The 25,718-nt window shown below is 41.0% G+C and carries 18 protein-coding genes and 1 pseudogene; 17 read left to right on the top strand and 2 right to left on the bottom strand.

All coding sequences use genetic code 11. The features are described from left to right. Positions 1 to 3,108, top strand: coding sequence for an efflux RND transporter permease subunit (locus tag NBH01_RS07905; RefSeq protein ID WP_016268147.1), 3,108 nt, complete (start codon positions 1 to 3; stop codon positions 3,106 to 3,108). After that, positions 3,086 to 4,336, top strand: coding sequence for a TolC family protein (locus tag NBH01_RS07900; RefSeq protein WP_118337520.1), 1,251 nt, complete (start codon positions 3,086 to 3,088; stop codon positions 4,334 to 4,336). The genes NBH01_RS07905 and NBH01_RS07900 overlap by 23 nt, the downstream gene beginning before the upstream one ends. An 85-nt stretch (positions 4,337 to 4,421) precedes the next feature. Here the strand turns inward: NBH01_RS07900 and NBH01_RS07895 are convergent. After that, positions 4,422 to 4,526 (bottom strand): annotated as a pseudogene (locus NBH01_RS07895) (MmcQ/YjbR family DNA-binding protein); the annotation flags it as partial. A 145-nt stretch (positions 4,527 to 4,671) separates the two neighbouring features. Here NBH01_RS07895 and NBH01_RS07890 point away from each other — a divergent pair. The 9 genes from NBH01_RS07890 to NBH01_RS07850 all read left to right on the top strand — a co-directional run bounded on the left by NBH01_RS07890 (position 4,672) and on the right by NBH01_RS07850 (position 15,096). Continuing rightward, positions 4,672 to 5,439: a GNAT family N-acetyltransferase gene (locus tag NBH01_RS07890; RefSeq protein WP_118337521.1), complete on the top strand. Its 768-nt coding sequence runs from the start codon at positions 4,672 to 4,674 to the stop codon at positions 5,437 to 5,439. Positions 5,440 to 5,817: 378 nt separating this feature from the next. Then, complete coding sequence (locus tag NBH01_RS07885) at positions 5,818 to 7,587, top strand: helix-turn-helix domain-containing protein (protein WP_250700060.1); 1,770 nt, start codon at positions 5,818 to 5,820, stop codon at positions 7,585 to 7,587. A gap of 70 nt (positions 7,588 to 7,657) precedes the next feature. Then, positions 7,658 to 8,020 carry a DUF488 domain-containing protein gene (locus NBH01_RS07880; RefSeq protein ID WP_061474234.1) on the top strand — a complete coding sequence of 121 codons (363 nt, stop codon included), beginning with the start codon at positions 7,658 to 7,660 and terminating at the stop codon, positions 8,018 to 8,020. An 84-nt stretch (positions 8,021 to 8,104) separates the two neighbouring features. Then, the gene (locus NBH01_RS07875) at positions 8,105 to 9,337 is read left to right on the top strand and encodes a Cof-type HAD-IIB family hydrolase (RefSeq protein ID WP_008760410.1); all 1,233 of its coding nucleotides are present in this window, start codon (positions 8,105 to 8,107) and stop codon (positions 9,335 to 9,337) included. Then, complete coding sequence (locus NBH01_RS07870) at positions 9,334 to 10,446, top strand: isochorismate synthase (protein ID WP_016268143.1); 1,113 nt, start codon at positions 9,334 to 9,336, stop codon at positions 10,444 to 10,446. Before NBH01_RS07875 ends, NBH01_RS07870 begins: the two co-directional genes overlap by 4 nt. Positions 10,447 to 10,465: 19 nt before the next feature. Then, positions 10,466 to 12,133 (top strand): 2-succinyl-5-enolpyruvyl-6-hydroxy-3-cyclohexene-1-carboxylic-acid synthase, encoded by a 1,668-nt coding sequence (gene menD / locus NBH01_RS07865; protein ID WP_008760412.1) that lies wholly within the window; start codon positions 10,466 to 10,468, stop codon positions 12,131 to 12,133. 3 nt (positions 12,134 to 12,136) lie between these two features. Beyond that, entirely contained in the window at positions 12,137 to 12,961 is an 825-nt protein-coding gene (menB, locus tag NBH01_RS07860) for a 1,4-dihydroxy-2-naphthoyl-CoA synthase (protein ID WP_008760413.1), read from the top strand. Between the two features lie 3 nt (positions 12,962 to 12,964). Beyond that, positions 12,965 to 13,990 carry an o-succinylbenzoate synthase gene (locus tag NBH01_RS07855; protein ID WP_022471050.1) on the top strand — a complete coding sequence of 342 codons (1,026 nt, stop codon included), beginning with the start codon at positions 12,965 to 12,967 and terminating at the stop codon, positions 13,988 to 13,990. Next, entirely contained in the window at positions 13,990 to 15,096 is a 1,107-nt protein-coding gene (locus NBH01_RS07850) for an AMP-binding protein (protein WP_165360433.1), read from the top strand. Before NBH01_RS07855 ends, NBH01_RS07850 begins: the two co-directional genes overlap by 1 nt. Here NBH01_RS07850 and NBH01_RS07845 read toward each other — a convergent pair. Beyond that, entirely contained in the window at positions 15,067 to 15,630 is a 564-nt protein-coding gene (locus NBH01_RS07845) for an RNA polymerase sigma-70 factor (protein WP_074857245.1), read from the bottom strand. The genes NBH01_RS07850 and NBH01_RS07845 overlap by 30 nt on opposite strands. Positions 15,631 to 15,980: 350 nt before the next feature. Here NBH01_RS07845 and NBH01_RS07840 point away from each other — a divergent pair, with 350 nt between their 5' ends. The 6 genes from NBH01_RS07840 (at position 15,981) to NBH01_RS07815 (ending at position 25,227) form a co-directional block, all read left to right on the top strand. After that, on the top strand, positions 15,981 to 16,904 hold the full coding sequence (locus tag NBH01_RS07840) for a FecR family protein (RefSeq protein WP_074857516.1): 924 nt from the start codon (positions 15,981 to 15,983) through the stop codon (positions 16,902 to 16,904). A 249-nt stretch (positions 16,905 to 17,153) separates the two neighbouring features. Continuing rightward, complete coding sequence (locus tag NBH01_RS07835) at positions 17,154 to 20,459, top strand: SusC/RagA family TonB-linked outer membrane protein (RefSeq protein WP_074857513.1); 3,306 nt, start codon at positions 17,154 to 17,156, stop codon at positions 20,457 to 20,459. A 17-nt stretch (positions 20,460 to 20,476) separates the two neighbouring features. Next, positions 20,477 to 22,075: a RagB/SusD family nutrient uptake outer membrane protein gene (locus NBH01_RS07830; RefSeq protein WP_250700059.1), complete on the top strand. Its 1,599-nt coding sequence runs from the start codon at positions 20,477 to 20,479 to the stop codon at positions 22,073 to 22,075. Positions 22,076 to 22,102: 27 nt separating this feature from the next. Further along, positions 22,103 to 23,074, top strand: coding sequence for a glycoside hydrolase family 18 (locus NBH01_RS07825; protein WP_074857239.1), 972 nt, complete (start codon positions 22,103 to 22,105; stop codon positions 23,072 to 23,074). A gap of 28 nt (positions 23,075 to 23,102) precedes the next feature. Further along, positions 23,103 to 24,236 carry a DUF1735 and LamG domain-containing protein gene (locus NBH01_RS07820; RefSeq protein WP_081363719.1) on the top strand — a complete coding sequence of 378 codons (1,134 nt, stop codon included), beginning with the start codon at positions 23,103 to 23,105 and terminating at the stop codon, positions 24,234 to 24,236. Positions 24,237 to 24,282: 46 nt separating this feature from the next. After that, positions 24,283 to 25,227, top strand: coding sequence for a discoidin domain-containing protein (locus tag NBH01_RS07815; protein ID WP_081363717.1), 945 nt, complete (start codon positions 24,283 to 24,285; stop codon positions 25,225 to 25,227). Positions 25,228 to 25,718 lie beyond the last annotated feature (491 nt).

Below are 25,718 nucleotides of genomic sequence, written 5' to 3'. Positions count from 1 at the left end.
ATGAAGAAGGAATTAATGCTTTCAATTATACAAAAAAGATGGGTAATGCTTTGCCTGTTTGTGATGATGTGTATCTTTGGATATTACTCATGGAAACAGCTTTCGATAGAAGCATATCCGGATATTGCAGATGTCACTTCCCAGGTGGTCACTCAAGTTCCCGGACTGGCTGCGGAGGAAGTGGAACAGCAGATAACCATTCCTTTGGAACGCGCTATTAATGGGCTGCCCGGTATGCACGTCATGCGGAGTAAGAGTACATTCGGGCTGTCAATGATTACCATTGTCTTTAAGGACGGGACAGAGGACTACTGGAGCCGCCAGCGCGTACAGGAAAGATTGAATGAAGTAGAACTGCCTTATGGAGCTGTTCCGGGACTTGATCCGCTGACATCTCCCGTAGGAGAAGTGTACCGTTATATCATAGAAAGTGACCAGCACTCATTACGCGAATTAACCGACCTTCAGAACTGGGTAATTATTCCCCGTATCAAGGAAGTGTCGGGAGTGGCTGATGTAACCAATTTCGGTGGGATCACTACTCAGTTCCAGGTTGAAGTAGATCCGTCCAAACTGGAACAATATAATTTATCTCTCAGCCAGGTTGTTGAAGCCATTGAGAATAACAATGCCAATGTGGGGGGAAGCGTGTTGAATCGTGGTGACTTGGGTTATGTGGTACGGGGAATTGGATTAATCGGAAATTTGGACGATTTGGGACATATTGTAGTGAGTACTACTTCCGGAGTTCCTGTCTTTCTGAATGATATAGGTTCTTTGAAGTATGGAAATCTTGAAAGAAAGGGAGTGCTGGGATATACGGACCGTACCCGCAACTACTCTGAGAGTCTGGAAGGAATTGTACTCCTTCTGAAACATGAGAATCCGTCTAAAGTACTGGAAGATATTCATGTGGCAGTTGATGAGTTAAATAATGAGACATTGCCGGAAGGAGTGAGGATACATACTTTTCTGGATCGTACCAACTTGGTGGATACTACTTTGAGTACCGTATCCCATACCTTGCTGATGGGTATGGCTTTGGTGGTTCTTGTGCTTATTCTGTTTCTAGGCAACTGGCGTGGTGCATTATTGGTATCTATAACGATTCCTGTGTCATTGCTTATCGCTTTTATTCTTATGCATCTGACGGATATTCCGGCTAACCTTCTGTCGCTTGGTGCTATTGATTTCGGTATTATTGTGGACGGCGCTATCGTTATGCTGGAAACGATCCTTAAGAAACGTGAGGATAATCCCAAACAATATCTCGAAGAAAAAAGCATGGCGCAACGCGCCAAAGAAGTGGGTCGGCCTATTCTTTTCTCAACCATTGTCATTATTACGGCATACCTTCCGCTGTTTGCCTTTGAACGTGTTGAACGCAAACTTTTTACTCCAATGGCATTTACGATGAGCTATGCAATGATTGGAGCACTGTTGGTTGCGCTCTTATTGATTCCGGGACTTGCCTATGCAATCTATCGTAAACCACATAAAATATATAAGAATAAATGGCTGGACAGACTAAAGGATAAATACATTCGTACCATTACAAGATTTCTGGAAGCTCCCTTAAAAGCCATCATTCCATCAGGACTGATTCTGACAGCGGGGATCGTGTTGAGTGTTGTCGTAGGAAAAGACTTCCTTCCGGAGCTAGATGAAGGTTCGATATGGTTACAGGTTAATCTGCCACCCGGAATTTCCGTAGAAAAGTCACGGGAGTTATCCGATACTTTGCGTGCCCGTACGATGAAGTATTCCGAAGTAACTTATATTATGGTACAGGCGGGAAGGAATGACGACGGAACTGATCCGTTCACCCCTTCACATTTTGAAGTGTCCATCGGTATTAAGCCTTATGATGAATGGCCGAAAGGAAAAACTAAAAAGGATTTGATTCATGAACTGGAAGAAGAATATAAGTTACTTCCCGGTTTTAAAGTAGGATTTAGCCAACCTATGATAGACGGGGTGATGGATAAGATAGCCGGGGCCCATAGTGAACTGGTGGTGAAAGTATATGGCGAAGATTTTCGTGAAACACGTCGTATTGCCGAAGAAATAACCAGGGCATTAGGAACTGTGCGAGGGGCTGTTGATCTGGATATTGATCAGGAACCACCCTTGCCACAGTTACAGATCAGTATGAATCGTGATGCCATAGCCCGTTACGGATTAAATGTATCCGATGTAGCGGATCTGATTGAAGTGGCTGTCGGAGGTAAAGCTATCGCACAACTTTATCAGGGTGACCGCCAGTATGGCATCACCTGTAAGTATAAAGAGGAAGCGCGGAATACTCCGGAGAAAATAGCCGGACTTATGTTGACTTCTTCCACCGGTGCAAAGATACCTCTTTCTCAGGTTGCCGATGTCAGATTGAGTGTCGGCGAAAGTACGATTACCAGGGAAATGAACAGACGCCATTTGACGGTAAAGCTGAATTTGCGCGGTCGTGACCTGACATCTTTTCTGAATGAAGCCCAGAATACGATCAATGAGAAAGTACATTATGACAAGAATAAATATACCATCAAATGGGGAGGGGCCTTCGAAAATCAAAAACGGGCTTATACACGCCTTGCTGTCATTATACCGCTGACACTGACGGGGATGTTTATACTGCTTTATGTCACGTTCGGGAAGTTCCGGCAGGCAGGACTGGTATTGGCTATTGTTCCTCTGGCACTTTTCGGAGGTATGCTTGCTCTTAATGTGCGTGGTATGACGCTGAATGTATCTTCTGCCGTAGGATTTATAGCGATGTTCGGGCTTTCCATACAGAATGGAATTATCATGGTATCGCAGGTCAATGGGCTGCGCAGGGGAGGAATGGAACTCCGGAAATCGGTCATAGAAGGGGCACGCCAGCGTTTCCGACCTATTCTGATGACTTCGGTCACTACGATACTCGGACTTTTCCCGGCTTCGTTGGCAACTGGAATCGGTAGTGATGTACAGCGTCCGCTGGCAACAGTGATTGTGTATGGATTGATGTTTTCAACCCTTATTTCTATGTTTCTGCTTCCGGTTTTCTATTATCTGGTTGAGAACAATGTTTTAAATAAAAAGAAGAACGATGAAAAAGAATATACGATATAATATAGTGCTCTTGCTGTTAATGGTGGAAGCCGTACTCATTCCGGCTTTTGCGCAAATGCCTGAAATAAAGCTGGGGCAGTCTATTTCTTTCGAAGAATATCTGAATCGGGTAGCGAAAAAGAACCTGAGTTATTTAGCCGAAAAACTCAATGTGAGTATTGCTGATGCGGAAGTAATTGCCCGGAAAATCTTTCCGGATCCGGAGTTGGAATTTGAAGCAGGTAATGAGACTTTCTCGTTGGGAGTTTCCTATTCATTAGAAATGGGAAATAAAAGGGGAGCACGTATTAAGTTGGCGCGGACTCAGGCAGAATTGGAGAAACTGTTCCTGCAACAGGGCTTTCAGGATTTGAGGGCGGAGGCTGCCGACCTTTTTCTAGAAGCAATTCTTCAGCGCGAATTACTTGAAGTACAGAAAAGTTCTTATGAGTATATGTATCAGCTGAGTCAGTCAGATAGTTTACGTTATGTTTCGGGAGAGATTACGGAGAATGATGTCCGGCAGTCAAAACTGGAAACTGTCACCTTGCTTAATACTGTTTACAGTCAGGAGGCGGCTTATCATTCCGCTTTGGTTTTGTTGAATAAACACATGGGGATGAGTGCTGATACGCTTCATATCCCTTTGGGAAATTGGGAAGAGCTAAGCAGGGACTTTGCTCTGTCTGATTTGGTCAAAGCGGGACTGGATAATCGCATCGACCTGCTTGTTGCTCAAAAAAGTACTGAAGTTACTACCCGGGAATATAAACTGACGAGAGCGGAACGCAGACCCGATATCGGAGTATCTGTTTCTTATGAAAGAAACTGGAACGGCTTTCTTCCTCCGTCCCGTTCTGCTACTGCCGGTGTATCTGTTCCTCTGACATTCTCGAATATAAATAAAGGAGCTGTAAAAGCTGCAAAGTTTCGGATTGCCCAATCGGAGATAATGGAAAGAGATATGGAATTGCAGATACAGGCAGAGATAACCCAGGCCTGGTTCAACTATGAGGCTGAAAAGAAAAAGATAGCTCAATATAAAGCCGGTGTACTTGAAGACTCGCAGAAGGTGCTCGACGGAATGGTATATAAATACAAACGGGGAGAAACGAGTATTCTTGATGTACTGGTTGCCCAGCGTACTTATAATGAAGTGCAACAGGAGTATCTGGAAACAATGAAAGGATATGCCGCTTCACTAGTAGCATTGGAAAGTGCTTGTGGTATATGGGATATATGCTTTTAACAGTTAAATATCCGGCTTTACTATTGTGAATTGCAGCAAAGCCGGATATTTGTATGGTTACCAGTCAGCGGTTTCACGCTTTATGTTAAATCATTGTGCGATATTCCTCCTGTTTTTTCTTAGGGAGTTTTTTGATCACTTCTTCCACAGAGTGGTCAATAAGTTCTTTGATAAGTTTGTCACTCAGGTTTATTTACTTATCTGTTTTCCGAACTTTAATCCGTACTACTGTGTCATTTTGACGAGACTGGACAATGTTTTATTACTTTCGATTGTGTATCTTTGCTGTAGTTAAAATGGACAACCGGAATTTATATACTAATAAACAGAATATTATGGAAGCGAAGTATATCACTCTGACTAAAGAGAATATCGAAAAAGAACATATTTGCTGTGCTTTCTCCGATAAGAAATGCAAGGATAGCTATGAGTTGAAAAAGACATGGCTGAAAAATGAGTTTGAGAATGGCTATGTTTTCAGACGGCTTGACGAACGTGCAAAAGCATTTATAGAATATGGGCCTGCCGAAAAAGCTTGGGTTCCGGTTAATGCACCTAACTATTTAATGATAAACTGTTTTTGGGTTTCAGGAAAATATAAAGGATGCGGGCATGGCAAAGCACTATTGCAGTCTGCTGTCGAGGATGCCAAAGCACAGGGTAGGGATGGCTTGGTGACTGTGGTCGGTACCTCTAAATTTCATTTTATGGGTGATGCGAAATGGTTATTACGTCAGGGGTTTGAGACGATAGAAAAACTACCCTATGGTTTCAGTCTTTTGGCTTTGAAGATAAATTCGGCAGCTCCTGATCCGTCATTCAATGGAACAGTATCAAGTGGAGAATGTGAGGAAAAAGAAGGTGTAGTCGTTTATTATACACATCGTTGTCCGTTTGCAGAGTTTCATGTCCGTAATTCTTTAGTGAGTGTGACTGAGAACAAAGGTATTCCATTGAAGATAGTCAGATTGGAAACGATGGCACAAGCACAAAATGCACCTACACCTGCTACTATCTTTTCTCTTTTCTATAAAGGAAAGTTTGTAACGACGGATTTGAGTGCATGTATGGAGCAACGGTTTGATAAAGCGTTGGGATTATAATCTTTCTTATTACAGTATGTGTTTCTCTTTTTTGATTTTCTGTTTTTGTGCTGTTTTGCTCTGATGAGTGTGGCGGGTTAATAATTGTCTGGTGTTTATTTAGACTGGTCGGTTCGATTTTTCATGTGCTGCTCTGATCTTATGCAGATTCATTAATAGAATCGGCAGTTTATTTATATGTTGAGATGTTTTGTTTTATGTATGTGACATGTGCTTGATTTTTAGTATTTTATTGTATGTGGTTGGTGGGGAAAACTTGATGGCTCCTGACTTTTATAATCACTAACTTTTCTTATTTTAGTTCATTCAAATATGTTCAATTCTTGCATTTTATGAAACTATGTTTTACTTTTGGGGAGTAAAATCATTGGGATTATAATGAAAAGTATTCGCTCGGTTATTTGTTTTTGTTTGTTTTTGTTTGTGTTTAACCAGCTCCTTTTCGCCGACAAAACTATAGAGAATGATTCGCTATATACCAGTGAGTATATAAGTCGAATTTATATGGCAGAACCTGAACGGGCTTTAAGTTTGTTGGATGGAGCTGAAAGTAAGAAGACTATCCCTCTGCGTATTATACATGAATTACGCAGCAGGGTTTATCGTAATATGTATATGACTAAACTGGCTTTTTTGTATGCCAAAAAGTCTTATTTGCTGGATTCCGTTTCTCAGAAAGATCCTAAGCACTTGTTGACCATGACTGTCGACCTGGCAGAATTAGCAGTGCTTATGAGTGACCATAAAGAGAGTATGAGGTATGCTCTTGATGGTATCAAGCTAGCACAAAAAGAAAAGGATAAAGGGGCTGAAAGTAAGCTGTTGTTTTGCATTGGTGAAAATAAATGGCAATTGTCTTTCAAAGAGGAGGCATATGACTATTTTGACAAAGCTATCAAATTGCTTCAAGGTACAAGTTCCAAATTGGAAATGGCTATGCTTTCATACTTTTATGGGATGAAAATGGATTATCTGCTCAATGATTCCCGTAGTAAAGAAGCATTGGAGGTTGGGTTGAAGCGCGAAAAGCTACTTAAAGATATAGCTAAATTACCGGAAAAAACAAAAGGCTTTCTTGATCTGCAATATACTTACTTGTATGCAAAAATGTCGTATATCTGCTATCTGGAAGGAAAGTATGATCAGGCGGAAAAATATTATCAACAATATTTGTCAACAGAGAATTCACAGACACCGGATGGAAAAACCTATGCGATACCTTATCTGCTAGTGTCTAAACAATATCAGAAAGTCGTTGATCAATGTCAGGATTTTAAGAAATTGATGCAAGAGCAGGATACTGTCAACTTGCAGTATATTAGTATCCTTCAGAAAGAGGTGAAAGCTTATAAAGGCTTGAAGGATTTTGAAAAAGTAGCAGCATTACGTGAGTCTATTATTTCTATTATTGATGGTATTAACAGCAAGGATAAACAGAATGCGGCTTTGGAATTAAATGCTATTCATAAAGCTGACGAGCAGGAAGAATATATTGCCGAACAGACTTTACAGTTAAGAATCAGAAACATATCACTTGCTTTTTTGGGATGTGTCACTTGTCTCATTTTATTTGTGCTATGGCGGATTTGGCGTCATACGATTATTGTTAAATATAAAAACAAAATGCTGGCAAAGTTTATCAATGAGAAACTGGCTGGAAAAGTAGAGAACAAACAATTATTCATAGATGGAGATGCGGAAGATCCGATAGCTGTTCCATTGGACTTGGAACCGGAAACTGGCTTTTCCGAAAAAGACGATTTATCTCCGGATGAAGTAGTGGAGAGTAGGGAGGAAGAGGATGAGAATAAGAAAATTTTCAAAGAACTGAATCGTATTGTTGTTCAGGATCAGTTATATCTGTCTCCGGAATTGTCGAGAGAGGATCTGGCTCAGATTGTACATTTGAATAATGCGCGTTTCGCCCGGATGATCAAGGAAAACACCGGAACTAATTTCAACGGGTATATTAATGAACTTCGTATTAACTATGCGATTCAGTTATTGAAGCAACATCCCAATTATACCATTCGTGCGATAGCTGATGAAGCCGGATTTAATAGTACGCCTATTCTGTACAGTATGTTCAAGAAAAAGACTGGTATGACTCCTTACAAATTTAAAAAAGCGCAGGAATCCTTAGGTTGATTTTGGCTTTTTCGATAAACAATTTTCCGTTTTATCGGTTTATTCTTATGATAACTAAATATAAACGGAAATGGTGCAAGTTAGGATAAAGCGAGTGTACGAAGACTTTTCAGAGACCGACGGATATCGGGTGCTGGTAGATAAACTCTGGCCACGTGGAATCAAAAAAGAATGGTTGAAATATGATTACTGGGCAAAAGATATAACGCCTTCCGCAGCACTGCGCAGATGGTTTCATGAAGATATTCCGGGGCACTGGAATGATTTTGTCGTAATGTATCAGAAGGAACTGGAAGCTTCTCAAGCTGTTGCCGATTTTCTGACTCTTATCAAACCTCATCTGGTGATCACTTTGCTTTATGCATCCAAAGAACCGGTTTATAATCATGCCCGAATCCTTCGTGATTATTTGGAAATGCATCTGAAAGAGTGAAATTAAAGTAATTTTTATCTCTTTCCGCTTTCAGTCGTTCACTCAATTTCCTACCTTTGTAATCTAAATCAAAATCGTGTGTCCATGAAGTATAAATTATTAGTTCTTGATGTAGACGGAACGCTTCTCAATGATGCAAAAGAAATTAGTAAACGTACATTGGCTGCTTTGCTGAAAGTTCAGCAGATGGGAGTACGTATCGTGTTGGCATCCGGCCGACCGACTTACGGTCTGATGCCTTTAGCCAAATCCCTAGAACTCGGAAATTATGGAGGTTATATCCTTTCTTATAATGGTTGCCAGATAATTAATGCTCAAAACGGAGAAATACTGTTTGAGCGGAGGATTAATCCGGAAATGTTGCCTTATCTGGAAAAGAAGGCAAGAAAAAATAATTTCGCACTGTTCACTTACCATGATGATACGATCATTACTGACACTCCGGAGAATGAACATATCCAGAATGAAGCTCGCTTGAATAATTTGAAAGTGATCAAGGAAGAGGAATTTTCTGTAGCAATTGACTTTGCTCCGTGTAAGTGTATGCTTGTCAGCGATGACGAGGAAGCGTTGGTTAGTCTGGAAGGACACTGGAAGAGACGGTTGAACGGAGCTTTGGATGTTTTCCGTTCCGAACCTTATTTTCTGGAAGTAGTGCCGTGTGCGATTGATAAAGCCAACACATTGGGAGCTTTATTGGAAGAACTGGATGTGAAGCGTGAAGAAGTCATCGCTATAGGAGACGGTGTGTGCGATGTAACGATGATTCAGCTGGCAGGACTGGGAGTGGCGATGGGGCATTCGCAGGATTCGGTAAAGGTCTGTGCGGATTATGTGACAGCTTCCAATGAGGAAGACGGAGTGGCTCTGGCTGTCGAAAAGGCGATAATAGCGGAAGTTCGCGCTGCAGAGATTCCTTTGGACCAGTTGAATGCACAGGCGCGTCACGCATTGATGGGTAATCTGGGTATCCAATATACATATGCCGACGAAGACCGTGTAGAGGCGACGATGCCGGTAGATCACCGTACCCGTCAGCCGTTCGGTATTTTGCACGGTGGAGCTACGCTTGCATTGGGAGAAACAGTTGCCGGACTCGGCTCGATGATTCTCTGTCAGCCGGATGAAATTGTGGTAGGAATGCAGGTCAGCGGAAATCATATATCTTCTGCGCACGAAGGTGATACAGTACGTGCAGTAGCGACGATTGTACACAAAGGACGTTCCTCCCATGTATGGAATGTGGACGTTTTTACTTCAACCAATAAACTGGTGTCCTCTATACGGGTGGTCAACAGTGTGATGAAAAAAAGATGATTGACGAAAAAAGTAACTTGACAACTATTGATGCACTTATTCAGCGGAAACAGCCCTTTGCTGTTTATCGTGTTCCCGGGGAGAAGTATCCTCGTCTGTTGACAGAAGATGTCGGAGCTGTCCGCCTGATTTTCGATTTGAAAGAACTGAATGGACAAAGAGGATTTGTGATTGCTCCGTTCCGTGTAGATAAGTCATGTCCGATTGTGTTGATACAGTCCGACAGGACTGGACAACCGTTGCCTATGGAAATCGTGGCAGAGGAAGAGCAGGGCTTGCAAAGTTATCCGGAGGAATCTTTTCATACCCTTTGTACTGGGAAGTATGCGACCTGTTTTCATACATTTATTGAAGCCTTGCGTGATGCTACCTTTGATAAACTGGTGCTTTCCCGTAGTCTCACTATTGGAAAGAATCCGGAGTTTTCCCCTTCAGCTGTTTTTCGTGCAGCTTGTCAACGTTATATTCATTCCTATATCTATCTGTGTTATACTCCTCAGACGGGCGTGTGGCTGGGAAGTACTCCCGAAATTATATTGTCGGGCGAAAAAAATGAATGGAACACAGTTGCCCTGGCAGGAACTCAACCTTTGCAGAATGGTAAACTTCCGCAAGTATGGGATGACAAAAACCGTCAGGAGCAGGATTATGTGGCGTCCTATATCCGTCGGCAGCTTCTTTCGCTGGGCATTCGCTCCACAGAGAGCGGACCTTATCCGGCTTATGCCGGTGCCTTGTCACATCTGAAAACTGATTTCCATTTCTCTTTGAAAGATAATAAAAATCTGGGAGACCTTCTGAAAGTCCTGCATCCGACTCCTGCCGTGTGCGGACTGCCTAAAGAAGAAGCCTACCGGTTCATTTTGGAAAATGAAGGGTACGATCGTAAGTATTATTCCGGTTTTATCGGTTGGCTCGATCCGGAGGGACGCACAGATTTGTATGTGAATCTGCGTTGCATGCACATTGAAGACGAGCAATTGACACTGTATGCCGGTGGCGGATTGTTAGCCTCTTCAGAGTTGAATGATGAATGGCAGGAAACGGAAAAGAAATTGCAGACCATGAGGCGTATTCTTGTATCTGCTCCAATAATGATGAATCACTAACAAGCTAATCACTATCAATATGTATTCGGACAAGAAAAATATACTCCAGTTGGTCGCGCTGCTTGAGGCGCATGGAATTACGAAAGTAGTGTTATGTCCCGGTAGCCGTAATGCACCTATTGTGCATACGCTGTCTACTCATCCGGGTTTTACTTGTTATGCTATGACGGATGAACGGAGTGCCGGTTATTTTGCGATTGGTCTTGCGCTGAATGGCGGGCATCCTGCTGCCGTTTGCTGTACTTCCGGTACAGCGTTGCTCAATCTTCATCCTGCTGTGGCAGAAGCGTATTATCAGAATATACCTTTAGTTGTTATCTCTGCCGATCGGCCTGCTGCCTGGATTGGACAGATGGCGGGACAGACATTGCCGCAGCCCGGTGTTTTTCAGACATTGGTCAAGAAGTCGGTAAACCTTCCGGAGATTCAGACAGAAGAGGATGAATGGTACTGTAACCGCTTGGTGAATGAAGCCTTGCTGGAAACCAACCATCATGGAAAAGGTCCGGTACATATTAATATTCCTATATCCGAACCTTTGTTCCAGTTTACGGTGGAGTCGCTTCCCGAAGTACGTGTCATCACGCGCTATCAGGGGCTGAATGTATACGACCGGGATTACAATGACCTGATCGAACGCTTGAACAGATATCAGAAGCGGATGATTATTGTCGGACAGATGAACTTGATTTACTTGTTTGAGAAACGGCATACCAAATTGTTATATAAACATTTCGTGTGGCTGACCGAGCATATCGGTAATCAGACAGTACCCGGTATTCCAGTGAAGAATTTTGATGCGGCGCTTTATGCGATGCCCGAAGAGAAAACCGGCCAGATGACTCCCGAGTTATTGATTACTTATGGCGGACATGTGGTTTCCAAGCGGTTGAAAAAATATCTTCGGCAGCATCCGCCTAAAGAACACTGGCATGTGTCTGCTGATGGAGAAGTGGTTGACCTTTACGGTTCTCTGACTACCGTCATCGAAATGGACCCGTTTGAGTTTCTGGAGAAAATAGCTCCATTGCTGGATAACCGCGTGCCGGAGTATCCCCGTGTATGGGAGAATTATTGCAAGACCATTCCCGAACCGGAGTTCGGATATTCGGAAATGTCGGCTATCGGTGCTTTGATAAAAGCATTGCCGGAATCATGTGCATTGCATCTGGCAAATAGTTCTGTTATCCGCTATGCTCAGTTATACCAGGTTCCTTCTACGATTGAGGTATGCTGTAATCGGGGTACAAGCGGCATCGAAGGCTCGTTGTCCACGGCAGTGGGATATGCTGCCGGTTCGGATAAACTAAATTTTATAGCTATAGGTGACCTTAGTTTCTTTTATGATATGAATGCTTTGTGGAATATCAATGTCCGTCCTAATCTACGCATTCTTTTGCTGAATAACGGAGGAGGGGAGATTTTCCATACATTACCCGGACTGGATATGTCGGGTACATCGCACAAGTATATTACAGCCGTTCACAAGACATCTGCCAAAGGATGGGCGGAAGAACGCGGATTCCTTTATCAACGGGTAGAGAATGAAGAACAGCTTGCCGAAGCGATGAAAACCTTCACACAACCGGAAGCCATGGAACAACCGGTTCTGATGGAAGTATTCAGCAATAAAAATAAAGATGCACGTATACTGAAAGATTATTATCATCAACTAAAACAAAAATAGATTATGTCAACACAAAGAGAATGGACAACCATCAGAGAATACGAAGATATCCTCTTTGATTACTATAATGGGATTGCCCGCATCACCATTAACCGTGAACGCTATCGAAATGCATTTACTCCGACTACAACGGCTGAAATGAGTGACGCATTGCGCATTTGCCGGGAAGAAGCGGATATTGATGTGATCGTGATTACGGGAGCTGGTGACAAGGCTTTCTGTTCGGGCGGTGACCAGAATGTGAAAGGGCGTGGCGGCTATATCGGCAAGGACGGTGTTCCCCGTCTGAGTGTTCTGGATGTACAGAAACAAATCCGCAGCATTCCGAAACCGGTAATTGCTGCCGTAAATGGATTTGCCATTGGTGGCGGACACGTGCTTCATGTAGTTTGCGATTTATCGATTGCTTCGGAGAATGCGATCTTCGGACAGACCGGTCCTCGCGTAGGTAGCTTTGATGCAGGTTTCGGAGCCTCTTATCTGGCTCGTGTCGTCGGTCAGAAGAAGGCACGTGAGATATGGTTCCTTTGCCGGAAATACAATGCGCAGGAAGCGTTGGATATGGGATTGGTGAATAAAGTAGTTCCATTGGAGCAACTGGAGGATGAGTATGTGCAATGGGCGGAAGAAATGATGCTGCTCAGTCCGTTGGCCTTGCGGATGATTAAAGCCGGATTGAATGCCGAACTGGACGGCCAGGCAGGTATTCAGGAGCTGGCAGGGGATGCGACCTTGCTTTACTATCTGACGGATGAGGCTCAGGAAGGAAAGAATGCATTTCTGGAGAAACGTAAACCTAACTTTAAGAAATATCCGAAGTTCCCTTAAACAATGGATTGCAAAATAGACATTATTCCGCGGGTGCTTCATTTCAAGCAGCCGGCCGGAACTTCACGAGGCACATACACAACGCGAAAAGTCTGGTATCTTCATTTTACTGCTCCCGAATTTCCCAATTGGGTAGGGATCGGGGAGTGCGCTCCTCTGCCAAATCTTAGCTGTGATGATCTTCCCGATTACGAGGAAGTGCTGGCTAAAATCTGCCGGCAGGTAGAGAATCAGGGAGGTAAGCTGGACATGGAAGCTCTATGCAAGTACCCTTCCATCCTTTTTGGCTTGGAGACAGCCATTCGTCACTTTTTTGAAGGAAGCTGGGCTTTGTGGGATACACCCTTCTCACGTGGGGAAGCAGGTATTCCGATAAACGGGCTTATCTGGATGGGTGACTTCAATAGAATGCTTGCTCAGATAGAGAAGAAGATGGAGGCGGGATTCCGCTGTATAAAGTTGAAGATCGGTGCCATCAACTTTGAAGAAGAACTGGCTTTACTCCAACATATCCGCTCTCACTATTCTTTTAAAGAAATAGAATTGCGTGTAGATGCCAACGGAGCATTCTCGCCAACAGATGCGATGGAGAAATTGAAACGCTTGTCCGAACTGGACTTACATTCGATAGAACAGCCCATTCGTGCCGGACAATGGGAAGAAATGGCACGTCTTACTTCCGAATCTCCTTTGCCGATAGCTTTGGATGAGGAACTGATAGGCTATAATACCTGGGAAGAAAAGCAAAGATTACTTTCGGCTATCCGTCCGCAATATATTATTATCAAACCTTCTCTTCATGGCGGATTAGCCGGTGGCGAGGAGTGGATTGCAGAAGCGGAGAAACTGAATATCGGTTGGTGGATAACTTCTGCTCTGGAGTCTAATATCGGTCTGAATGCTATCGCTCAATGGTGTGCTACTTTTCAGAATCCATTGCCGCAAGGGTTAGGCACCGGGTTACTCTTTACAGATAATGTAGAGATGCCTCTTGAAATCAGAAAAGATTGTTTGTGGTTTTGTAAATGATGATATTCGACCGACAAAAACAGCGTTTGTTGCTGGAGGGAAAGGAATATACTCCGGGCGATATACATAGCCTTGTAGCAGAAGGTGAGGGAAACCACCCTTCTGCTATATGGGACTTGTATCTTTTTCTAAACGAATGGTTTAATGATGATCCTGTGATCACTGTACATACTTCCGGTTCTACGGGGGCACCTAAAGAATTGCTTGTTCGCAAAGATCAGATGATACAGAGTGCACGCCTGACTTGTGAGTTTCTGGATTTAAAGCAGGGTGAAACGGCATTATTGTGTATGAACCTTCGCTATATCGGGGCGATGATGGTAGTCGTCCGTTCTTTGATTGCCGGGTTGAATCTTATAGTACGTCGGGCTTCCGGTCATCCATTGGCAGATGTGGACACTCCTTTAAGGTTTGCGGCTATGGTGCCTTTGCAGGTGTATAATACATTTCAGATACCCGAAGAGAAAGAGAAATTAAAGCAAACGGAGATTTTAATTATAGGAGGCGGAGCAGTTGACAAGGCTTTAGAGGAAAAAATCAGAAATCTGTCCAATGCTGTTTATTCAACTTACGGGATGACGGAAACCCTTTCTCACATCGCTCTTCGCCGTCTGAATGGCGCAGCAGCATCCGATCGTTATTATCCTTTTTCATCCGTAGAGTTGTTTTTGTCTTCAGAAAATACTTTGATGATTAATGCTCCGCTTGTCTGCGATGATACTCTGCAGACAAATGATATTGCCCGCATTTATCCGGACGGTAGTTTTACGATTCTGGGAAGAAAGGATAATGTAATCAATAGCGGAGGAATTAAAGTGCAGGCAGAAGAAATTGAAGCAAAACTTCATTCATTAATTATGGTTCCTTATGTAGTGACTTGTATTCCTGATATAAAACTTGGAGAAGCTATTGTTTTATTAATGGAGCAAACGGAGGATTGGGATAAAATAGAAAGAGCTTTACCCGGCATTTTGCCTTCTTATTGTTGTCCAAAGCAAATTAAAATAGTAGATCGGATACCACAAACGGAAAATGGAAAAGTGAATCGCGCGGCTTGTCGTTCATTGGCTGCAAAATTATTGTTGTCCGGAAATAATAAGCAGTAGTAAAAGAGGCATATAGTCTTTTAATTCATTACGTAGTAACTCCATTGTTTTTTGCTTATATCGGTTGATGGACTTAACGCTGAGATTCATTTCCTCTGCAATTTCCGTATGTGTTTTCCCCTCAAAAAAACTTTTTATAAATACGGTACGGTAGTTTTCGGGAAGTTTATTTAGTGTATTATATAACATTCGATAGAGTTCGTCCAATGTATATACACTATCCGGTTCAATTTCATAGATGGGAGCCTTTTTTTGAATGACTTCTGCATAATTCCATTCACACTCCTGATGTTTCAAGAAATTGAGGCAGTTGTTTTTTACGCACATCTTTATATATCCCAATGCTGTTTCTGATTTTAAGTCGAATGTATCAATTTTATCCCAAAGTGATGCGAATACATCTGATACAATATCTTCACGTGTATCCTTATCTTCAATGAATCTTTTTGCGTACAGGCAGAAAGGAGCATAATATTCTTCATAAAGCTGCTTGAAAGTTAACTCTTTAGTGTGTCCCGAAAAAGATAAGTTCATTATTTTTTAGATTTAATACAGTTGATTAGTGTCGCAAATATATAATAAGAAAGTCAGATAAAAACTATTTCCTTACTTTTTTTGTAGCTGATTCATATAAAAGGAGTCTAAAATATTAGTATTGTTATCCTTTAAGAGGAACGAACTATGCGAAATGAAGATTTTTTTTTTTCGTTAATAAATGATTGATAATGTGTGGTGTATGCATATGAAAGACTCCTTTTTTTAGTAAAGCTTACCTCAAATCCAAAAAATAAAATAAAAAAGTTCGGTTTCCCTGTCCTTTTCTAATACACTCGTTTGTATTATAAGTGTAATTGCAATTATAAAATATGATTTTGAAAGAGAATATGGAAAATATGAATCCTGAGTCATTGCTCCAGAAAGCGCATGCATTGGGAGAGGATATTAAAGAAATGGAGTCCATTGATGTGCTACACGCTTATCACCGGACACAGATGAAAATGAAAGCTAATCGGAGGCAACAGGTGTATAGCCTGATAATGCGGTGTGCTGCATTTTTGACTTTGCCATTGTTGATGACTTCATTAGTTTTAGGATATTTGTATTTTCATGAACCGGAGCTTGATGAAAAATATGCAGAAGTAACAGCAGCTACAGGTTCAGTGATACGTTATGAACTTCCGGATCATTCTGTAGTATGGCTGAATGCTGGCAGTACATTACGTTATCCGACTGTTTTTCGTGAGGAAAACCGTAATGTGACTCTGAAAGGAGAAGCTTATTTCGAGGTGCAGGCAGATCATAAACGTCCTTTTTATGTAAATACTCCCAGCGGACTTAGTGTGTATGTATATGGTACTAAATTTAATGTAGCTGCTTATGAAGACGACAGTAATATTGAAACAGTACTGGAAAAAGGTAAAGTAAACGTGATAACTCCCGACCGGAGTACTATTGTACAGTTAATACCTGGAGAGCAGTTGCTTTATGACAAACAGAGTAAGAAGTTGATAAAAAACAAAGTGGATGTCTACGAAAAAATCGCTTGGAAGGAAGGCAAGCTGATATTCCGCAATGCCTCATTGGATGATATTTTTAAGCGTTTGTCAAGGCATTTCAATGTAGATATTCAGTTTAATAATAAATCAGGTAAGGAATATAAATACCGGGCTACATTCCGGAATGAAACATTACCACAAATATTGGATTATCTGGCTAAATCTGCTGCATTGAAGTGGAAAACGGAAGAGGCTGTACAGCAGGCAGATGATACATTTACAAAGAAAAAGATAATAGTAGATTTATATTAGTAACCTTTTTAAAAGAGAGTAGCCTATGATATAATACAAAAAATGTAAAAAAGGAAGAAAGCTGCTATCAACAGCTGTCTTCCCCCAAATTTTTAGATTCACGGTACAGAGTCTCGCAAACGCTAACCGGAAATCAAACCATAGTTCATTAAGTAATAAACTTTAGTTAACCGCAAATGTATGAAAAAAAATCATTCATTTATTGCATTATATCCTAAATATGCTTTAAATCTAAAACTTCCTTTAATTATGAGGATCAGTCTGGTACTACTTTTTGCTGTAGTTTTGCAGCTTTCTGCCGAGAATGGATATGCCCAAAAAATAGGGGTTGCCATCTCGATGTCTAATGCTTCCATAGAGCAAGTTCTGAACCGGATAGAAGAAACATCCGATTATGTATTCCTGTACAATGATAAAACAATTCAGACAAACCGGATTGTTTCAGTCAGTAATAAGTCTGGTAAGATTCTGGATATTCTTGATGAGATATTTCGTGGTACCAATGTCACTTATACAATGGTAGATAAACAAATCATTTTGTCAACTCAGAAGCTCAATGTGACAGATCAGAGTGATAATAAGATTCTGCTGAAAGGTCTTGTAAAGGATGCTGGCGGAGAGCCTTTGATTGGTGTGAATGTTAAAGCACAAGGAGCTTCAGGCACTATCACTGATATTAATGGTAATTTTAATATTCAAGTTAAGATAGGAGAATCTATAGAATTCTCTTACGTAGGATATGTGCCACAGATAGTTAAGGTGACTGGTAATCAACCATTGAATATTATTCTTCAGGAAGATAACAAAGTGCTGAGTGAGGTTGTTGTGACTGCTCTAGGTATCAAAAGAGAGGCAAAAGCATTGACATACAATGTACAGGAGTTAAAGAGTGATGCAATCACAGGAGTTAAGGATGCCAGTTTCGTTACTAGCCTGCAAGGTAAAATAGCAGGTGTGACTATCAATCAAAGTGCGAATGGCATTGGTGGTTCTACACGTGTAGTAATGCGTGGTACAAAATCATTATTCGGAGATAACAATGCTTTGTATGTAGTAGATGGTATTCCATTATCATCCATGCGTTCAGAGCAGCCGATGGGGTCTTTTGAAGTGCCGGATGGCGGTGATAGTGACGGTATATCTAGTCTGAATCCGGATGATATAGAAACCATGTCTGTACTTACGGGTGCTGCAGCGGCAGCTTTGTATGGAGCGGCTGGTGCAAATGGTGTTGTATTGATTACTACGAAAAAGGGTACTGAGGGAAAGTTAAGTGTATCTTATTCAAATGATACTCAGTTTTTGATGCCGTTCGTAATGCCTAAATTTCAAAATACCTATGGACGTAAAAAGGAAGGTGTATTTGAGAGCTGGGGAAATAAACTGGCTACCCCTTCATCTTATGACCCGAAGGATTTCTTTCAGACGGGTTTTACTGAAACTAATTCATTAAGCGTAACTTCTGGAACAGATAGAAATCAGACCTATTTTTCCGCTTCATCTATTAATGCAGCAGGTATCATTCCTAATAATAAATATAACCGTTATAATTTTACCTTAAGAAATACGACTGAGCTCATAAAAGATAGATTAACTCTTGATATGAGTGCATCTTACATTATTCAGAATAATCAAAATATGATATCTCAGGGACAAGCTCATAATCCGTTGGTTCCTTTGTATTTATTCCCTCCCGGTGATGATATTGAGAAGTATAAGACATACGAGCACTATAATGCCGAACGTAATTTTAATACTCAATTCTGGCCTTATGGGAATAAGAATTTAGCTATGCAGAACCCGTGGTGGATTGTGAATCGTGAGTTCTTTAATAATAATAAACAACGCTATATGTTTACAGGTAGTCTGAACTGGAAGATAACTAGCTGGATGAGAGCGACCGGTCGTTTGCGTGTTGATAATAGTGAAGATACCTATACCCGAAAGATCAGTGCATCTTCCGACAAATTATTTGCTTCGGATTATGGTAACTACCAGAAGATGCGTACTCAATATAAGAACTTTTATGCGGATGCTATTCTGAATATAGATAAGAAGTTCGGTATATGGGGAGTAAATGCGAATATCGGAGGAAGTGTGACAGATGAAATTATGGGTGATGTTACCGGGTTTGAAGGTAACCTGGTTACTGTTCCCAACTTGTTTACTGTAGAAAATATTGACCGTAATGATGCGGAAACAAATATGTTGGGTGGAACAGGAGTTCATTATAATTCGCAGTCCGCTTTTGCAACTGTGCAATTCAGTTATAAGAGTGCTCTGTTTTTAGATGTAACCGGACGTAACGACTGGGCTTCTACTTTTGCCTTTACATCTAATGAGAAAAAAGGATATTTTTACCCGTCAGTGGGTTTGTCTTTTGTGCCGACGGAGATGTTTGATTTAAGCAAAACACCGATCTCATTCATGAAATTGCGTGCTTCTTATAGCGAGGTAGGTAATGCTCCAAAGCCCTATGTGTCTTCTTTATCCTATAAGATTACCCGTGGTAAAATAGAAGATCTGCCGTCACTTCCGGCAACAGGTTTAAAACCGGAACGTACCAAGGCATTTGAGGTAGGTGCTAATATCCGTTTATTCAAGGATAAGATTAACTTTGATGTTACTTATTATAGCTCAAATACCTATAACCAGTTCTTTACTCTGGATGCTGCTCCCAGTACGGGTTATAAAGAATATCATGTAAACAGTGGTAAAGTGAAAAACTGGGGTGTTGAAGCCATGCTGGGATATAAAGAAAAGTTAGGTCAGGTGAACTGGAATTCCACCTTAACCTTCACCATGAATCGGAATAAAATTAAAGAATTATTGAGTGAATCGGCACGTAATCCTATCACGAATGAGCGAGTCATTCTTCCTTATATGGACATCGTGACAATGGGAACTTACAAACAAAGAATTGAAGAAGGCGGAAGTATTGGAGATATTTACGTCCAAGGCTTGAAGACAGATCATCAAGGCTATATATATGTAAATCCTCAGGATGGTTCTGTTCAGGCGGATAGTGAAAACTGGATAAAAGCCGGAAATTCAGCTCCCAAATATAATTTTGGTTGGAATAATACTTTTAGCTATAAAGGATTTTCACTTGGCTTCCTGATCGATGCACGTCTAGGTGGTATTTGTGTTTCTGCCACACAAGCGCTTATGGATCGTTTTGGTACTTCTCAAGCTTCTGCTGACGCTCGTGATAATGGCGGCGTAATGGTGAATGGAGGGAAAGTAAATACTGAAAAATATTATTCTGTAGTCGGTGGTGGTACTACCGGATTATTAGCATTCTATACATATAGCGCAACCAATGTTCGCCTGAGGGAAGCTACTTTAGGATACACATTTCCCGATCAATGGTTTAGAGGGGCAGTGAAGAATGTGAAATTATCTCTGATTGGTAAGAATTTGTTTATGTTCTATCATAAGGCTCCTTTTGATCCTGAACTGGCGTCTTCTACAGGAACCTATTATCAGGGTATCGACTTTTTTATGCAACCGAGTTTGCGTAATGTTGGTTTTAGCTTAAAATTCCAATTCTAATACTAAAATAGAGAATAATGAAAAAGATGAAAATATATATGAAGTTGAAAAGCGCATTAGTATTGGGACTTTTCACATTAACGGCATGTACGGGCAATTATAGAGATTTTAATATGAATCCCGACAATGTTCCTGATTCTTACTTAGATATGGATGGCTTGCGTTATGGCTCGGCTATTACTTCTATGGAGTTGGATATGATTCCGTGCAGTGATCAGGGAGCTAATGCTTATCAGCGTGCTCAGAATCTGACAGGAGATATCTTTTCCGGTCAGTTGTGCGCTATTGGTGTCTGGAACGGTTGTTCTAATAATACAACTTATAACTTGCGTTTCGACAATTGGAATGATGTAATGTTCAATATTGCTTTCACTACTATAATGCCTGCTTGGAAGCGTGTTTGTACGGAAGAAAACAGAGAAAAAGAACCTGTGACTTATGCGATAGCACAAGTGCTGAAAGTTGCTGCCATGCACCGTTGTACGGATAATTATGGTCCGTTGCCATATTTTCAATTTGGGAATGGAGCGATGACTACTCCTTATGATGCTCAGGATAAGATATATGAATCATTCTTTAAAGATTTGAATGAAGCCATTGATATTCTGGAAGATTTTTGTGAGAAGAATCCCGATGCGCGTCCATTAAAAAAGTATGATTTGGTTTATGAAGGTAATATTACTAAGTGGGCTAAATTTGCCAATACTTTAAAATTAAGACTGGCAATGCGTATTGTATATGTTGATCCAGCTAATGCTCAAAAGTATGCTGAAGAAGCTGTCAGTACATCAAGAGGTGTCGGGGTTATGACGGAAAATGATGATAATGCAATGTTGCATTCGGCAAACGGTATTGTTGTGTATCATCCTTTGAGAGTGATTTGGGCAATGTATAAAGAAACGTGTATGGGATCTACCATGGAGTCATTTCTTAAAGGATACAGTGATGATCGTATTGGCAAATACTTTCATAAATCAACTTTAGAAGGTGGTGATTACCATGGAGCTCGTAATGGAATTATTATTGATGACCAGACATTATATCAGAGATTGTCCACTCCTAATATCGAGGCGTCAAATAAAGTGAAATGGATGTGTGCTGCCGAAGCATATTTCCTGCGTGCAGAAAGCGCTTTGCGAAAATGGAATATGGAAGGGGATGCGAAGGGATTATATGAAACAGGTGTTCGTACCTCATTTGCAGAATGGGAAGCGAACATAGGCAGTTACTTGACGAATAAAGATGCCAAACCTGCTAAATATGATGATCCTATTGGCAATAACAGTTATTCGGCTCGTACGGAAATAACCCCTGTCTATGATGAAAAGGCTTCTGTTGAAGAAAATCTGGAGCGCATCTTGACGCAGAAATGGATTGCCCTCTATCCGGAAGGACAAGAAGCATGGACTGAGTTCCGCCGTACTGGTTATCCCAAGATAATGCCGGTGGCCAATAATTTCAGCAATGGAGCAGTTGATACGGAAATACAGATTCGTCGTGTTACTTTCCCGCAACAAGAATATGATGGGAATAGTGCTGAAGTTCAGAGAGCCATTTCTCTATTAGGTGGTCCGGATACAGGTGGAACCAAACTATGGTGGGATAAGAAAAAATAATTAGTAACTCATAAAGAAGTGAATCAAATGAAGAAATTTATTTTATATATTCTGGCAGTACTAGCAGGAAGTTCTTTATTTATAGCATGTGAAGAACAGAATGAAATGGAAGCACGTGTTGTCCAGACAGTTCCGGAAAAACCGGAAGCATATTATGAAAATCTGCGTGCTTATCGAAATACAGATCACTATATTGCCTTTGGGTGGTTTGGCAACTGGTCGGCTGCCGGTCCGGCTATGTCCACAAGATTAGCTAATGTGCCGGATAGTATGGACATTATTTCTATTTGGGGAGATTATAATAAGATTACTCCGGAAATGAAAGCTGATATGGAATATGTTCGGAGAGTGAAAGGTATGAAAGTGATCTTTACCATTTTTGCACATTCTATTCCGGAAGAATTTGAAGTTACTAAAGAAGGAATTGAAGCCTATGCGCTTGCAGTATGTGATTCTGTTGATAAATATGATTATGATGGCTTGGATCTGGACTATGAACCGGGATTTGGCGGAGTGGGACCGTTGGTTTCAGGTCCTGGACACATGGACAATATGGAGATTTTTGTAAGAAAGCTGAGCGAAAAATTAGGCCCGGCTTCAGGAACAGGCAAACTGCTTACCATCGACGGAGTTCCTTTTCACTTAAATGAGGGATTAGCCCAGTTATTTGATTATGGAATTGTGCAGGCTTATAACTCTTATGGAGATAGTGATTTGCAAGGTCGTTTTGATGATGCTGATGCCAATGGCTGGAAACCGGAGCAGTATATTTTTACTGAGAACTTTGAAAGTCTGTGGTCAACGGGAGGAAACCCGGAATATCGGGATTCTAAAGGAAGAACGATGCCTTCATTGTTAGGAATGGCCCGTTTCAATCCGCGTCAAGGAAAAAAAGCGGGGGTGGGAACTTACCACATGGAATATGAATATTTGGCATTGCCTGACTATAAGTATCTGAGACAAGCTATTCAGATAATGAATCCGGCCATTAATGAATAATAGTATTACAATATAAATAATTAAAGATATGATGAGACTTAAATATATAATTGCGGGAATTTCTCTGCTCTTGCTTGCATCTTGCAAAGAGGCTGACGAGTTTCGTGATGTGGTGTATATGACTGGTACTGAATCCACTGTTATAAGCCGTTTGACAATAGATGGGCCTGCTACGATGGGAGTGAGTGCAACTTGTTCTTCTAAAATAGAAGGAACGGATGTGAAAGTCAGTTTTACGGTTGAGCCGGGACTGGTGGAAAGTTATAATGTAAAGAATGGGACTAAATATACGGTGTTGCCGGAAGGGAGTTATCGTCTCTCTGAATCTCAATCGGTTATAAAAGCCGGTTCAAATGTGTCGGAACCGATCATGTTTAACATTGATTCTACAGAGAAACTTCAGGAAGGTGTAGTATATATGCTTCCCATTTCATTAGCAAATGTGGAGGGGAAGAAAATGCTTGACTCTGGCAGAACCTTATACTTGATCGTGAATCAGACTATAATAACAAGTGCATGTTCTTTGTCCGGCAGCGTATCATTCAATGTTCCAAAGTTTAAGGAAAATCCTTCACTAAAGAGTTTGCAGGAGTTCTCCATGGAATGTCGTATAAAGATGAATGGTTTCGCAACTTGGGATCCTTATATTAGTTCAATAATGGGGATCGAGAGTGATGAAAACTTCCTGTTGCGTTTTGGTGATGTGACTATCAAGAATAATCAATTGCAGTTGACAGCAAAAGATCAGTTGACTACTCCAATGACTTTTGATACAGGGAAATGGTATCACGTAGCGGCTGTATATGATGGCGCTTCGTTGAATATCTACGTAAATGGCGCTTTGGAAGTAACCAAGGCTGCGGATAAACGTAAAGCCGTAAACTTATATGATGGTGGTGACTTTAATATTGGATATTCTTATAATGGACGCTATCTGAATGGTGCTATCAGTGAGGCCCGCGTTTGGACCAGAGCTTTGACACAAGCCGAAATAGAAGGCAATATTTGTTATGTTGCTCCTGATTCGGAAGGATTATTGGCATATTGGCGTTTTAATGAAGGGACAGGAAACACTTCTGCCGATATGACCGGGCATGGCTATAATGCTGAACGGAAGACAGGTACTCCAACATGGATTGAGGGAGTTCGTTGTCCTGAATGATGAGTCTTATTTTTCAGAAAGTTTTCGAAGGTCATAACATAGAAAGATGAACATTATGAAGAATTTTTATAAATTAATGATAATGGTTGCAGCCGTTTGGGCTGCAACCCCTTTCTTCACTTCGTGTAGTGACAGTGAAGAAGAAGATAACGAGTATACTACTTCTTTTGTCTATTTACAAAGAAACGATTATTTAGATGATGAGAAAGTATTTATCATAACTCATAACAGTATCACAGGGTTAGGAGGAAAGGTTGACATGCCCTTCAGGGTAAAAGTACAGCGACCAACTTCTGTGGATGTAACAGTTAATCTGGCAGTACAGACAAGTGAAGGATTGGAAGGGAAAATCGTATTAAGCTCTCAGCAAGTAGTCATTAAAGCCGGTGAAATGCAATCGGAAGAACTTACGGCAAGTATGCCCGATTTATCATTTTTATCAGGAACAGAAGATGCTATGAGTTATACTTTTTCTGTAATAATGGAAAGTATTCAGTCAACCAGTCAGAGTGTTAGGGCAAGTAGTATTTATAATGCACTGCCTGCTACAATTAACAAAGAAGCTCTATCCGTTGATAATCTGAAAAGCGGAGTGCCGGAGAATAGTGTACTTGACGATCGGTCTAAGTGGACTCTTACTCTGATGGATGGGGTGCAAGGTACGGCGTCTGATCTGATTGACGGTAATGGAGGATCGGATGTTGCTATGGATAATTCCGGTTTTTGGATTACTGTGGATTTAGGCAGTAAGAAGACTGTGACAGGAATTAAGACTCAGCATTGGAGTTCTGGCTATGCTCCTTCTAAAGTTGTGATCTATATATCTGAGGATGGAAATAAGTGGAAATCAATGGGAGACATTCGCACTAGTGGAAGCACTCAGAATATTTCATTGAAGGTTCCTATGGATACCCGGTTCTTGAAATATGATATGTTGTCATATCCGAAGCGTGTTGATGTCACAGAGTTCAATATTTATATAGCTAAATAGTTAAGTGCTATATCACAATTCTTAGAATTAAAGGAAATTCCTCGGAGATACTCACGTAGTATCTAAGATATGAACCGATAAGAACTATATTTCACTCTCCTTATTCATCTCAAAGTGACCATATATCTGTTGCTTGGGATGAATGGGGAGAAGTGAAATTTGGTCTTCCTGTGTTTTACATCCTTCACTAAATAAACGTTTCTTTGTAATCCTCTCTGCGATACCAATTCTTTGAGATATTTTTATCGGTATTTAGATTGACTCTGATAAATTTATTGAGCAGCTCTTTAAAGTATTTAAAGGTATTAATGCCATGTAGCTTGTATTTGTATGTCGAGTAACTTTGCTTTTAGTTCTCTCGATATGGATAGAGTATTCTTAATGTTGAAGATAACATGCACAGATCCGGTTGATTAGTAATATAATATTTCCTATCTTAGCACCGGCAAATAAAATCACCTGAAAAGATAAAACTATAAATGAATCGAACA

The sequence above is a fragment of the Bacteroides sp. B1-V-101 genome (assembly GCF_023656585.1).
GTDB classification, from domain to species: Bacteria; Bacteroidota; Bacteroidia; order Bacteroidales; family Bacteroidaceae; genus Bacteroides; species Bacteroides thetaiotaomicron.
Note: the sequence above shows the minus strand (reverse complement) of the source record. Positions and strands in the feature narration are given on the sequence as shown.

Excerpts from the sequence above, each read along its gene's own strand:
- NBH01_RS07905 (WP_016268147.1), top strand. The coding sequence starts at position 1 with ATGAAGAAGGAATTAATGCTTTCAATTATACAAAAAAGATGGGTAATG.
- NBH01_RS07900 (WP_118337520.1), top strand. The coding sequence starts at position 3,086 with ATGAAAAAGAATATACGATATAATATAGTGCTCTTGCTGTTAATGGTG.
- NBH01_RS07890 (WP_118337521.1), top strand. The coding sequence starts at position 4,672 with ATGGAAGCGAAGTATATCACTCTGACTAAAGAGAATATCGAAAAAGAA.
- NBH01_RS07885 (WP_250700060.1), top strand. The coding sequence starts at position 5,818 with ATGAAAAGTATTCGCTCGGTTATTTGTTTTTGTTTGTTTTTGTTTGTG.
- NBH01_RS07880 (WP_061474234.1), top strand. The coding sequence starts at position 7,658 with ATGGTGCAAGTTAGGATAAAGCGAGTGTACGAAGACTTTTCAGAGACC.
- NBH01_RS07875 (WP_008760410.1), top strand. The coding sequence starts at position 8,105 with ATGAAGTATAAATTATTAGTTCTTGATGTAGACGGAACGCTTCTCAAT.
- NBH01_RS07870 (WP_016268143.1), top strand. The coding sequence starts at position 9,334 with ATGATTGACGAAAAAAGTAACTTGACAACTATTGATGCACTTATTCAG.
- menD (WP_008760412.1), top strand. The coding sequence starts at position 10,466 with ATGTATTCGGACAAGAAAAATATACTCCAGTTGGTCGCGCTGCTTGAG.
- menB (WP_008760413.1), top strand. The coding sequence starts at position 12,137 with ATGTCAACACAAAGAGAATGGACAACCATCAGAGAATACGAAGATATC.
- NBH01_RS07855 (WP_022471050.1), top strand. The coding sequence starts at position 12,965 with ATGGATTGCAAAATAGACATTATTCCGCGGGTGCTTCATTTCAAGCAG.
- NBH01_RS07850 (WP_165360433.1), top strand. The coding sequence starts at position 13,990 with ATGATATTCGACCGACAAAAACAGCGTTTGTTGCTGGAGGGAAAGGAA.
- NBH01_RS07845 (WP_074857245.1), bottom strand. The coding sequence starts at position 15,630 with ATGAACTTATCTTTTTCGGGACACACTAAAGAGTTAACTTTCAAGCAG.
- NBH01_RS07840 (WP_074857516.1), top strand. The coding sequence starts at position 15,981 with ATGGAAAATATGAATCCTGAGTCATTGCTCCAGAAAGCGCATGCATTG.
- NBH01_RS07835 (WP_074857513.1), top strand. The coding sequence starts at position 17,154 with ATGAGGATCAGTCTGGTACTACTTTTTGCTGTAGTTTTGCAGCTTTCT.
- NBH01_RS07830 (WP_250700059.1), top strand. The coding sequence starts at position 20,477 with ATGAAAAAGATGAAAATATATATGAAGTTGAAAAGCGCATTAGTATTG.
- NBH01_RS07825 (WP_074857239.1), top strand. The coding sequence starts at position 22,103 with ATGAAGAAATTTATTTTATATATTCTGGCAGTACTAGCAGGAAGTTCT.
- NBH01_RS07820 (WP_081363719.1), top strand. The coding sequence starts at position 23,103 with ATGATGAGACTTAAATATATAATTGCGGGAATTTCTCTGCTCTTGCTT.
- NBH01_RS07815 (WP_081363717.1), top strand. The coding sequence starts at position 24,283 with ATGAACATTATGAAGAATTTTTATAAATTAATGATAATGGTTGCAGCC.